This window comes from Pseudoalteromonas luteoviolacea (genome assembly GCF_000814765.1).
GTDB classification, from domain to species: Bacteria; Pseudomonadota; Gammaproteobacteria; order Enterobacterales; family Alteromonadaceae; genus Pseudoalteromonas; species Pseudoalteromonas luteoviolacea_H.
The window spans coordinates 7,501-19,628 of record NZ_JWIC01000003.1; the positions used below are offsets into that span (position 1 = coordinate 7,501).

General features: G+C 43.2%; 8 protein-coding genes, 3 tRNA genes, 2 rRNA genes and 1 pseudogene (1 of these 14 running past the window's edge). 6 read left to right on the plus strand and 8 right to left on the minus strand.

The window, feature by feature from the left end; translation table 11 throughout:
- Both JF50_RS01395 and rrf read left to right on the plus strand, forming a co-directional pair.
- A 23S ribosomal RNA gene (locus JF50_RS01395) occupies positions 1-2,245 on the plus strand; it begins 637 nt to the left of the window's first position.
- A gap of 119 nt (positions 2,246-2,364) precedes the next feature.
- Positions 2,365-2,479 (plus strand): 5S ribosomal RNA (rrf, locus tag JF50_RS01400).
- Positions 2,480-2,596: 117 nt separating this feature from the next.
- Here the strand turns inward: rrf and JF50_RS26565 are convergent.
- A pseudogene (locus tag JF50_RS26565) lies at positions 2,597-3,637 on the minus strand (IS481 family transposase).
- A 992-nt stretch (positions 3,638-4,629) separates the two neighbouring features.
- Between JF50_RS26565 and JF50_RS01410 the strand changes: the two are divergent.
- Positions 4,630-6,495, plus strand: coding sequence for a S8 family peptidase (locus tag JF50_RS01410; protein WP_039607742.1), 1,866 nt, complete (start codon positions 4,630-4,632; stop codon positions 6,493-6,495).
- Between the two features lie 38 nt (positions 6,496-6,533).
- On the opposite strand, the gene JF50_RS01415 is transcribed toward JF50_RS01410, so the two are convergent.
- Positions 6,534-7,724: a class I SAM-dependent methyltransferase gene (locus JF50_RS01415; protein WP_039607743.1), complete on the minus strand. Its 1,191-nt coding sequence runs from the start codon at positions 7,722-7,724 to the stop codon at positions 6,534-6,536.
- A gap of 95 nt (positions 7,725-7,819) precedes the next feature.
- On the opposite strand from JF50_RS01415, the gene JF50_RS01420 reads away from it, so the two are divergent.
- Complete coding sequence (locus JF50_RS01420; RefSeq protein WP_235423384.1) at positions 7,820-8,452, plus strand: HD domain-containing protein; 633 nt, start codon at positions 7,820-7,822, stop codon at positions 8,450-8,452.
- Positions 8,453-8,457: 5 nt separating this feature from the next.
- Here the strand turns inward: JF50_RS01420 and JF50_RS01425 are convergent, their stop codons facing one another.
- Positions 8,458-9,438, minus strand: coding sequence for an ion channel (locus JF50_RS01425; RefSeq protein ID WP_039607745.1), 981 nt, complete (start codon positions 9,436-9,438; stop codon positions 8,458-8,460).
- 78 nt (positions 9,439-9,516) lie between these two features.
- On the opposite strand from JF50_RS01425, the gene JF50_RS01430 reads away from it, so the two are divergent.
- Positions 9,517-10,182 (plus strand): M48 family metallopeptidase, encoded by a 666-nt coding sequence (locus JF50_RS01430; RefSeq protein WP_039607746.1) that lies wholly within the window; start codon positions 9,517-9,519, stop codon positions 10,180-10,182.
- 37 nt (positions 10,183-10,219) lie between these two features.
- Here JF50_RS01430 and JF50_RS01435 read toward each other — a convergent pair.
- From JF50_RS01435 to JF50_RS01445, 3 genes are all read right to left on the minus strand, one after another.
- Positions 10,220-10,304 (minus strand) — tRNA-Tyr (locus JF50_RS01435).
- 24 nt (positions 10,305-10,328) lie between these two features.
- A tRNA-Tyr gene (locus JF50_RS01440) sits at positions 10,329-10,413 on the minus strand.
- A 19-nt stretch (positions 10,414-10,432) separates the two neighbouring features.
- Positions 10,433-10,517, minus strand: a tRNA-Tyr gene (locus tag JF50_RS01445).
- 112 nt (positions 10,518-10,629) lie between these two features.
- On the opposite strand from JF50_RS01445, the gene JF50_RS01450 reads away from it, so the two are divergent.
- Positions 10,630-11,151: a VC2046/SO_2500 family protein gene (locus JF50_RS01450; protein ID WP_039607747.1), complete on the plus strand. Its 522-nt coding sequence runs from the start codon at positions 10,630-10,632 to the stop codon at positions 11,149-11,151.
- Positions 11,152-11,210: 59 nt separating this feature from the next.
- Here JF50_RS01450 and JF50_RS01455 read toward each other — a convergent pair whose 3' ends face one another.
- Both JF50_RS01455 and JF50_RS01460 read right to left on the minus strand, forming a co-directional pair.
- Complete coding sequence (locus JF50_RS01455) at positions 11,211-11,666, minus strand: YchJ family protein (protein ID WP_039607748.1); 456 nt, start codon at positions 11,664-11,666, stop codon at positions 11,211-11,213.
- Between the two features lie 15 nt (positions 11,667-11,681).
- Positions 11,682-12,107 carry a SulA-like leucine-rich domain-containing protein gene (locus JF50_RS01460; RefSeq protein WP_039607749.1) on the minus strand — a complete coding sequence of 142 codons (426 nt, stop codon included), beginning with the start codon at positions 12,105-12,107 and terminating at the stop codon, positions 11,682-11,684.
- Between the last annotated feature and the right edge of the window lie 21 nt (positions 12,108-12,128).

Below are 12,128 nucleotides of genomic sequence, written 5' to 3' on the forward strand. Positions count from 1 at the left end.
AAGTTGCAGGGTATAGACCCGAAACCCGGTGATCTAGCCATGGGCAGGTTGAAGGTCAGGTAACACTGACTGGAGGACCGAACCCACTAACGTTGAAAAGTTAGGGGATGACCTGTGGCTAGGAGTGAAAGGCTAATCAAACCGGGAGATAGCTGGTTCTCCCCGAAATCTATTTAGGTAGAGCCTCGGACGAATACTTACGGGGGTAGAGCACTGTTAAGGCTAGGGGGTCATCCCGACTTACCAACCCTTTGCAAACTCCGAATACCGTAAAGTACTATCCGGGAGACACACGGTGGGTGCTAACGTCCATCGTGGAGAGGGAAACAACCCAGACCGTCAGCTAAGGTCCCAAAGTGTATGTTAAGTGGGAAACGATGTGGGAAGGCTAAAACAGCTAGGAGGTTGGCTTAGAAGCAGCCATCCTTTAAAGAAAGCGTAATAGCTCACTAGTCGAGTCGGCCTGCGCGGAAGATGTAACGGGGCTAAACATACCACCGAAGCTACGGCTGCGAACTTTGTTCGCGGGGTAGGGGAGCGTTCTGTAAGCGGCTGAAGGTGAACTGTAAGGTTTGCTGGACGTATCAGAAGTGCGAATGCTGACATGAGTAACGATAATGCGGGTGAAAAACCCGCACGCCGGAAGACCAAGGGTTCCTATCCCATGTTAATCAGGGTAGGGTGAGTCGACCCCTAAGGCGAGGCTGAAGAGCGTAGTCGATGGGAAACGGGTTAATATTCCCGTACTTGGTATAAATGCGATGGGGGGACGGAGCAGGCTAGGCAAGCATGGCGTTGGTTGTCCATGTGAAAGGCTGTAGGCTGGTGACTTAGGAAAATCCGGGTCGCTAAGGCTGAGAGTCGAGACGAGCTACTACGGTAGTGAAGTTGTTGATGCCCTACTTCCAGGAAAAGCCTCTAAGCTTCAGTTTATATCGAATCGTACCCTAAACCGACACAGGTGGTCAGGTAGAGAATACTAAGGCGCTTGAGAGAACTCGGGTGAAGGAACTAGGCAAAATTGTACCGTAACTTCGGGAGAAGGTACGCTCTTGTTTGTGAAGGACTTGCTCCGTAAGCAAACGAGAGCCGCAGTGACCAGGTGGCTGGGACTGTTTATTAAAAACACAGCACTGTGCAAAATCGTAAGATGACGTATACGGTGTGACACCTGCCCGGTGCCGGAAGGTTAATTGATGGGGTTAGACATTTGTCGAAGCTCTTGATCGAAGCCCCGGTAAACGGCGGCCGTAACTATAACGGTCCTAAGGTAGCGAAATTCCTTGTCGGGTAAGTTCCGACCTGCACGAATGGTGTAACCATGGCCACGCTGTCTCCACCCGAGACTCAGTGAAATTGAAATCGCAGTGAAGATGCTGTGTACCCGCGGCTAGACGGAAAGACCCCGTGAACCTTTACTACAGCTTGGCACTGAACATTGACCCTACATGTGTAGGATAGGTGGGAGGCTTTGAAGCACAGTCGCTAGATTGTGTGGAGCCGTCCTTGAAATACCACCCTTGTAGTGTTGATGTTCTAACTTAGGCCCCTAATCGGGGTTGAGGACAGTGCCTGGTGGGTAGTTTGACTGGGGCGGTCTCCTCCCAAAGAGTAACGGAGGAGCACGAAGGTTGGCTAAGTACGGTCGGACATCGTACGGTTAGTGTAATGGTAGAAGCCAGCTTAACTGCGAGACAGACACGTCGAGCAGGTACGAAAGTAGGTCATAGTGATCCGGTGGTTCTGAATGGAAGGGCCATCGCTCAACGGATAAAAGGTACTCCGGGGATAACAGGCTGATACCGCCCAAGAGTTCATATCGACGGCGGTGTTTGGCACCTCGATGTCGGCTCATCACATCCTGGGGCTGAAGTCGGTCCCAAGGGTATGGCTGTTCGCCATTTAAAGTGGTACGCGAGCTGGGTTTAGAACGTCGTGAGACAGTTCGGTCCCTATCTGCCGTGGGCGTTTGAGAATTGAGAGGGGCTGCTCCTAGTACGAGAGGACCGGAGTGGACGAACCGCTGGTGTTCGGGTTGTTATGCCAATAGCATTGCCCGGTAGCTACGTTCGGAATCGATAACCGCTGAAAGCATCTAAGCGGGAAGCGAGCCTCGAGATGAGTTCTCACTTTAACTTAGAGTTAACTGAAGGGCCGTTGAAGACTACAACGTTGATAGGCGAGATGTGGAAGTGCTGTGAGGCATTGAGCTAACTCGTACTAATTACCCGTGAGGCTTAACCATACAACGCCAAAGTGGTTTTAAGCTTGTTAGAAGTTAAGAATATAAAGTAGACGATAAGAATTTAATTACGCTTCCAGATTTTAGTAAGGTGTTGATAAACATCTTGCATGACAGAATTTCCTGGTGAACATAGCATTTTGGAACCACCTGATCCCATGCCGAACTCAGTAGTGAAACGAAATAGCGCCGATGATAGTGTGGGGTTTCCCATGTGAAAGTAGGACATTGCCAGGGCCCAATTAAAGAAAGCCCGATTCGAAAGAATCGGGCTTTTTTGCGTTTAAGTCCCTCAGCTGTAATAGCTCAGACTTGATCTGACAGTTACCCGTTTTTCAATCGGTGACTGTCAGCTTAGATTTGAGCTAAATTCTTTTCTGCCCAAATGCGTTTTCCATCTTCCAATGTTTCAAGTGGCGTTCTGCCACAGCACATTTTTCCTTGATGAGTTCGGTCATTATTGTAATAAACCATCCATTCGTCCAGATCCTTTTGTAATTCTTCTAGGGAGCTATATAGCTTTTTACGGAATGTAACCTGATAAAACTCATTTAGTATTGTTTTATGGAACCGCTCACAGATACCGTTTGTCTGTGGCGACATGGCCTTGGTTTTTGTATGGTCGATATCGTTAATCGCCAAATATAACTGGTAATCATGATGCTCGACTTTACCGCAATACTCCGTGCCTCTGTCAGTGAGTATGCGCAGAATTGGCAACTCATGCTGTTCGAAGTAAGGTAGAACCTTATCATTGAGTATGTCGGCCGCTGTAATTGGTGTTTTGGTGGTATAGAGCTTAGCGAAAGCCACTTTGCTGTACGTATCTACGAATGTTTGCTGATAGATACGTCCAACACCTTTTAGGTTGCCAACGTAAAACGTATCTTGTGAACCTAGATAACCAGGGTGAGCTGTTTCGATTTCGCCACAAGCCTCATCGTCATTTTTCTTCTTTTCAAGCGCAGCGATTTGGCTGTCTGTTAAGATAATACCTTCGTTAGCAACTTTGTCTTCCAATGCTTTCAGGCGCTTCTTAAAGTTCTCTAAATTATGACGTAGCCATATCGACCGAACACCACTGCCTGATACAAATATACCTTACTTTCTTAATTCATTGCTCGTTCTGTGTTGGCCGTGAGCAGGGTAATCAACAGCATATTTTATAACAGCTTGTTCAGTTGCCTCATCGACTCTGTTTTTAATGTTTGGAGACTTACGACTTTTATCAACTAACGCATCGAGCCCGCCATCTTCGACCAGCTCTTGATATCGATAAAATGTATCTCTTGAAACGCCCATAACTTTACAGGCTTTAGAAACATTACCTAATTCTTCAGCAAGATTAAGCAAACCAGTTTTGTGTTTAATGATTGGGTTGTTAGTATGTAACATGAGAGTTACCACCTTTAAGTTGTTTTGATTAAAAGATTCGACACCTTTATCAAAACGGGTAACTCTCAATTTTTCAAATCGAAATGTCAGATCAAATCGAGACTAATTCAGTTAAAATGGCTTATTTCACCGTTATATGTTTTATTTCATTACGTTATTTCTTTGTAGATAGTGCTGCGTTGTCTATTCATCCCTGAAGCTGGGTCCCATCGCGCATCCATGCGCTCATCTCAATGAACTGCGAAGCTTCGCTTCGGTCTCATTTCGTCCATGTGAAAGTAGGACATTGCCAAGTGCCAAATAAAAGAAAGCCCGATTCGAAAGAGTCGGGCTTTTTTGCGTTTAAGTCCCTCGGCAACGGTTAAACTAGCTTATTTCACCTTGCGCAAATTGAACGTACTCACTTCGCTCGTTGTCGTTACATTTTGCACGTTAATCACCTTGCACAAAAAGGGCGTACTCACTGCGTTCGTTGTCGTTAACCATTTACACTTTTCTTGCGCAAAGAAAACCTATTCTCTTTGTTCGCTGTCGTTACATTCTGCACGTCAATCACCTAGCATACCTTCATAGGCAGTAATTAGAGCGATTTACCAACTAAGTCATTTTCCATTGTGAAATAAAATCATAGAGAATTTGATTGAAAAATTTATTAATTAAACTTGGTGGTTGACTTTCGCACTATTGCTACATGTGTAAAGGTAAAAACTTTCATTTTGAGGTTGTAAATTAATTACTTAAGCATATGAAAACTATGCTTAAACTAAATATGTTTACACCTCACGCTCAGTGAATAATTCATTACAACGACTCAAGTTGAATTAAGTTTGTTTAGGAATTGATATTAATGAATAAAACTTTCTATTGTAAATAAAACCTTACGGATAACTTGGTTTTTGGTTAACTTTTAGTTAAATAAATTGTTTATTATTTCTACATTTGAGCTACATTTTGTATGGAAATTAACCAAATGACATAATAAAGGAACAAGTATGCGTAAATTAAACACACTAACATTTGCGGTCTTGGTAGGTCTATCAGGAAGCTGTTTAGCACAAGCACAGCTGATGACTGTGGATCAAAGTAATGCAATTGAAGATCAATATATTGTTGTCTTCAAAACGCCAACCGTAATGAATGCTTCGAGCAGTGATGCTATTTCTAGTTATGCAAAAAGTCAGGCGCGAGCTTTGACCTCCAAGCATAATGTGCAAGTTTCGAAGCATTTCGAAGGTGTTTTAAATGGTGTTGTTGTGAGTGCTTCGAAGCAGCAAGTACAAGAATTACTAAATAACCCGAGTATTGACTACATTGAGCAAGACCAAATGGTGACGGTTACACCTATGGTTGATGCGAGTGCCGACCAAGGCAACGCAATTTGGGGCTTGGATAGAGTCGATCAGAGAGACTTACCGCTAAATAGTAACTATCACTATGATTTTGATGGTAGTGGTGTAACCGCATATGTTATCGATACGGGTGTGCGGATTACCCATGCTGAGTTTGGTGGTCGTGCAAGCCATGGTTATGACTTTGTAGATAATGATGCTGACTCTAGTGACTGTAATGGTCATGGTACGCACGTAGCAGGTACCATTGGTGGTGGTGCATATGGTGTTGCCAAGAATGTAAATGTAGTAGGGGTACGTGTACTAGGTTGTAATGGTTCAGGCTCATACTCAGGTGTGATCTCAGGTATTAACTGGGTTAAGAATAATGCCTCTGGTCCCTCTGTGGCGAATATGAGTTTGGGTGGGGGTGTATCTCAAGCAGTTGATGACGCGGTAAATGCAGCTGTTGCTTCAGGCGTTACATTTGTAGTTGCTGCGGGTAACGACAACAGCAGTGCATGTAATTACTCTCCTGCACGAGCAGCTGATGCTGTTACTGTTGGTTCAACAACAAGTTCAGATGCTCGTTCTAGCTTTTCAAACTATGGAAATTGTCTGGATATTTACGCACCAGGATCGAGCATTAAATCAGCTTGGTATAACTCAGACTCGGCAACAAACACCATCAGTGGTACGTCAATGGCTGCACCTCATGTAGCAGGTGTAGTTGCTTTGTATCTTGATGAGAATCCCAGTCTAACGCCGAATCAAATTGATACACTATTAAGTTCACGCAGTTCAAAAGATAAAGTGAGTGATGCAAAATCTGGCTCTCCGAATGAGTTATTGTTCTCACTTGCTGATAGCACGCCTCCACCTCCACCACCAACGATCCCTGAATTAGATGATGGCGTTGCGGTTGGTGCAAGCGGTGCATCTGGCAGTGAGACACACTATTTATTCAAGGTCCCTGCAGGTAAAGATACATTAACTGTAACACTATCAGGTGGAACAGGTGACGCGGATTTGTATGTTCAACAGGGGCAGAAAGCAACTCAGAGCAGTTATACATGTCGCCCTTATAAAAATGGTAACGATGAAGTCTGTACTATCAACAATCCAGCTGCTGGCGATTGGTACGTCATGCTGCACGGTTATTCAGCATACTCAGGTGCAAGTCTAGTCGCTGCGACTTCAACGGGCAATGGCGGATGTGGTGCGAATTGTCTTGAAAATGGAGTGCCTGTAACTGGGCTATCTGGCGCTTCAGGTAGTGAAGTTGCGTACACAATTGACGTACCTGCAAACTCAACACTTAGCGTAGAGATCTCAGGTGGTACTGGTGATGCAGACCTGTATGTAAGAAAAGGTCAAGCGCCAACAACTTCGACATATGACTGTAGACCATACCGTAACGGTAACGCTGAGACTTGCACGCTAACTAATAGCGGTGGTGCAGCGACTTATCACATCATGTTACGTGGTTATAATAACTACTCTGGCTTGACGCTAAAAGGTAGCTATTAAGGAATAATCAAAAGGGAGCTTACGCTCCCTTTTTTGTATTAGTAGACTTTACAAATTAGCCCTTTAAGGTAAAACCCTTCTGGGTAAAAGCCTGCAATAGGGTGATCTGCAGCTTGGTTCAACCTTTCCATAATCATCAAGTCTTTGCCTGCATCTAGGGCTGCATCAGCCACGACCTTTTGGAACAAGTTTTGGTCCATTAACCCTGAACAGGAAAATGTTAACAATGTACCACCTGGCTTTAATAGTTGCATGGCTAGCATGTTAATGTCTTTGTAGCCTCTACATGCGCCTGTTAATTGTGCCTTGCTTTCAGCAAATTTGGGAGGGTCCATCACTATCGTATCAAATTGACGGCCTTCATCTCTGTATTCACGAAGTAATTTGAATACATCTTTTTTGACAAAATCAACTTTACTTAAATCGAGATTATTGTGCTCAACATTCCGTTTAGCAGTATCTAGAGCTGGCTGAGAGACATCGACATTGATGACTTCATCACATCCGCCTCTAAGTGCGTATAAGCTGAATGTCCCTGTGTAACAAAAGCAATTTAGTACACTTTTTCCCTGAGAAAAGCGTTCAAGTGCTGCGCGACTATCTCGCTGATCTAAATAGAATCCTGTTTTATGGCCGCCGATAATATCGACTTCCAGCTTTAGACCGTTTTCTTCAATGAGAACGGGTTCCGTGGGGGCTTCACCATGTAAAACCCCGGTGATTTTCTCTAGGCCTTCTTTTTTACGTACGTCTACGTCTGAGCGTTCGTATACATGACAATCAGGAAATAGTTCGCGTAATGCCGCAACGATCTCGCCTTTGTGTCGCTCTGCACCCGCACTGAGTAACTGACATACTAAATAATTATCGAATTTATCAATAGTAATACCCGGCAAGCCATCAGACTCGGCAGCAGAAAGCCTAAAACCGGTTAACCCGCCTTCAGAAATTGCGTACTCACGTACGGCAAATGCACGGGCCAAACGACGTTTGAAAAAAGCTTGATTAATTTGCTCAGCCTCATCAAAGCTCCAGATCCTTGCTCTTATCTGAGAGCTTGGGCTGTATGCTGCTGTTGCCAAGTATTGGCCATCATGACTGTAGATTTTGACAATATCTCCGAGTCCGGGTTTACCTTTGATTTTTTTAATTGCTTTAGAGAATATCCAAGGGTGTTTTCTTTTAAGAGATTTTTCTCGGCCGGGTTGTAAATACAGCGCGCAAGACATATAAATTCCTTACTAAGTAGAATCCTGTCATTTTAGTGAAGGGGGTTCCAACATACAATGTAAAGCATAAGGTTTAAGTAAAAATGATGGAAAATATGAAACAGTTTGAAGAAGCATTTAAGGAGTTTATGCTAGATACACCTTTTGCCGATACTGCACACGACCTTTCCCACATACAAAGGGTGGTAAAAACGGCTAAGCAATTGGCCGTGGCAGAACATGCAGATTTAGACATTGTTATTCCAGCAGCTTGGTTACATGATTGTGTCGCAGTTGCCAAAAATCATCCTGATCGTGCACAGGCTTCAAAAATGGCTGCCGATAAAGCGGAAAGGTTTTTGATTGAAATTGGTTATCCTCATGAAAAATTAGAGGGGATCCATCACGCGATTGTTGCACATAGCTTTAGTGCAAATGTGCCGCCAACGACATTAGAAGCTAAAATTGTGCAAGATGCTGACCGAATGGATGCGTTGGGGGCGATTGGTGTGAGCCGCTGTATGAAAGTGGGGGGGGCAATCGCGAGACATCTGTATCACACGGATGACCCTTTTTGTTCATCAAGAGAGCCGGATGACAAAAATTATACGATAGATCACTTCTTTGTGAAGCTGTTGCACATCGAATCTCAAATGCACACGATGTCCGCTAAGCAAGAAGCAAAGCGACGCACAGAGTTTATGCGTTTGTTCCTTAAAGAGTTAGGCCGTGAAATCTCGCTTGACTAAGTCGGTTACCTAGTCATCCTTTTCACAAAGACCACGACAAATAGAGCCAGAGAGAAGCTGCCGATAAAGGCCTCTATGGTCGCTATGAGGCGCGTTATGCCTACGGGGGTAATGTCGCCATAGCCCAGGGTAGTAAAAGTCACTACACTAAAATAGAAGCAATTGAGCATGGACTGCAAGTTCTGTTTTATAGGTGCATCCGCAACAAACTGGATCACATCACCGTTGTAATTTATGCCGAGCATGAAATAACATAGTGCGCATAATAAAATCATGCCCAGACTAAAGCGGATGACGTTTTCCGGCTTCTCTCCATAACCACACAACATATCAATAAAGCTTGAGACGAGTCTTTTTTTCGAGTATTTGGGATACTGCGCATGTCGCATTCGTAACTCGCTGTAAGTGTACTTACCAGCCATCTCGAAAAGCCCTTGCTGTTCAGCGCCTTTTCTGAGAAGTCGATAGATCTCTTCGCTCTGTAAGTATAGGTCCTGCGCTTCTTCGATATTTTTTTGTTTTGTTGCTTCAATCGCTTGACTCTCTTGAAGTAGTTTATCTCCCAATACAAGATTATCTATTCTGGTGGCATTGAGCTTTACACCTAAAATATTGGTATTTTCAATTTTACAGCAGTGCAAATTCGCGTCTCTTAAATCTGCTTTCATTAGCGAGGCATTGCGAATTGTACTGTTAAAAAGGTGAGCGCCATGCAAGTTTGCCCTATAGAAGTTACCATAGGATAAATCGTAGCCATTGTGATCGTTAAACTTTACAAGGTTAAGACCTTCTAGGTTTGCTCTTTTGAGTTCGAGTCCTTGCAGTAACCCTCCTTTTTTGGCATAACGTTCGAGTTTATGTGATAGCTCTAATCCACTTTTGTCGAACTTAGCATCGTGCCAAAAGCAATATCCAGAGCCCATGTCGATTTCTTGGCATTTGTGTCCATCGGGAGATATGTACTGACACTTAGGTTTACTAGTCATGGCAGCCTATTTTTTCCGTAATAAGTATAAAGATTAGCAGCAATTTAGATTGATAGATGAAAAAGCAATAAATTTACTATGAATTTCAATTACCAACTCAAATTGAGTCGCCGTAGAAAAACGGTTGCGATCAGTGTTAAACCACAAGGGATCGTTGTCCATGCTCCTTATGGTATTTGCGAGAAATGGCTAAACGGCTGGTTGTTGAGCAAGCAAGCGTGGGTTGAACAAAAGCAACAGCTTGTGGCTGAGAAGCAAGCACACACGGGAGAGCAGCAGCTAGAATGGGTCAACATCTATGGAAAACCGTACGCACTCAATTTTGGTGCAACAATGAGTTTTATCGACCATCAAAATAACTGCATACACCTAAAATCGCTTTTAACGGCACAGAGAAATAAGCAGGTAAGTGAAATTAATGAGTTATTGACGAGTGAGTTAATCGGTTATTTAGAAGAGCGATTGCCTTACTTTGAAGCGCTCATGGGCTCAAAATATAAAATATTAAAAGTGCGGTTTTATAAAAGGCGATGGGGAAGTTTGTCTAGTAAAGGGGTATTAGCATTCAACTGTGCGTTAACCTGTGCGCCGAAATGGGTGATTGACTATGTGATTGTGCATGAGTTAGCACATTATTACGTCATGGCTCATAATCAAGCTTTTTGGGATATTGTACGTCGTTACTACCCGGAGTTTAAAAAGGCGAAAACTTATCTAAAAGAAAAAATCGAAATTATTCAGTAGGTTATGAATTAATAGATGTTTGAGAATAAAAAGGAAGTGGTGGAGGGAGCTGGATTCGAACCAGCGAAGGCTGAGCCGTCAGATTTACAGTCTGATCCCTTTGGCCGCTCGGGAACCCCTCCATAACAGATTTTACAAGTACAAAGTGGTGGAGGGAGCTGGATTCGAACCAGCGAAGGCTGAGCCGTCAGATTTACAGTCTGATCCCTTTGGCCGCTCGGGAACCCCTCCAATTGTACTTTGTCGTTGATGGTGGAGGGAGCTGGATTCGAACCAGCGAAGGCTGAGCCGTCAGATTTACAGTCTGATCCCTTTGGCCGCTCGGGAACCCCTCCTCAACAACGGCGCTGATAATAACAAAGTTTTTGACGAAGTAAAGAAATGTCCTAAAGTTTTTTCAAAAAATGCCGATAAATTTTCAGATTTAGAATTTTTTGGCGAAAATCCATGCAGATAGAACAATTGTTACTCAAGGAGTCTCAACTCGGTAATGCGTTGAGTATAAGTGTTCATGAATCGAGAAGAGATGACTTTGCGCTACTGTTATCTGCACTTTCTCAAGATGTATTGGATTTTAGCCAGTTTGATTTACCTCGCAGTGCTATTGATGAAGTAGATAAGTCTGAAGAAGCATTACGCAAAGCGCTTCAAGTGGGTCCTAAACAGCCTCTTGCGCCAGAAGAATTTGATTTCTCTATAGGGCAATACAATCGGTATTTTGTAAAAGATGGCGGGTTGGAAGATATAAAGCTCAATGAGTGCTTAGATCCGGAGCCGTTTCATATTCGTGATGATAAGTCTCACATCCCTTTACATGTCGTAGAGAACCTTGAACCCGCAGTGAGAGCGAAATTGTATCGCCAAAAACATCCTGAAGTTGATGTGAAAGATAAAGAGATGGATGCAGCTGCATTTTACGACCAGCTAGCAAGTGGTGACATGCAGTCTCAGCTTAATATTGCTGTTTAGGGAATAAAAATACTTAGGCAGCTCGATCAAGATTAAATTAAACCACCTAGATTTGTTTGCTACCCGTGACACTTTTTAAACTTTTTCCCACTTAAGCACGGACAAGGATCGTTACGGCTTACTTTTTTGCACTCAGTAGGGAAAAGTTCACCATCGAGGTATAGCCACTGATTACCTTCTTTAATAAACCTTGAACGTTCGTGCAAGGTACTAAGTTGTGTGCCTTCGATATAATATGCTTTAAATTCTACATATTGATATTGTGCGTCTTCATCTGTCGTAATTACGTCTAATTTGACAAATGATACTTGCTTGGCAAATGCCAATATATCTTTAACAGTGTGCTCACTTCGGGTTTGTGATGCATAGGTGTCTAAAATATATTGGCCCTCTTGAGTGCAATATGCACTAAAACGAGAGCGCATTAATTGTTCAGAGTTTATGGGTGTTGACTGACCTGAAATAAAAGGCTTACAGCATTGTTCAAAGGTTTGTGTGTTACCACAAAAACACATAAATGACCTATATGATTAGTGCGCAAGTTTTGACATTGGTAAATGTGTAGCACCTTTAAAGCAATACAATGCGGTTTTTGAGCAGGAAAGGCTCCTGTGCTCTATTTGCTTTTGAGACAAAACCCCTGGCCATGTAATTACGGCTGCAAAATTACCATTAGACAACGCGCGGTCCAAAGTATGCTCTAAGTTTATCAGATCTCGCTGTTTGAGCACTAGTAGCTTATTTATATTGATGCCATAGCTGTCTAACATGGTTTTATTGACCGCATGGTCGGGGGCAATTAATAATGTCCAGCCAGCGATAGCATTACATCGGTATAAAACTTTTAATAGCATATCATTTGTGCTTTGTACGTCGTCTGCGTCCAAAACATTAAAACTATCATATTGATTAATGCTCTTGAGCTGAGAGTTAACGTTCGTTGAAATGTGCAACATGATTAAACCACTGATTCTTTA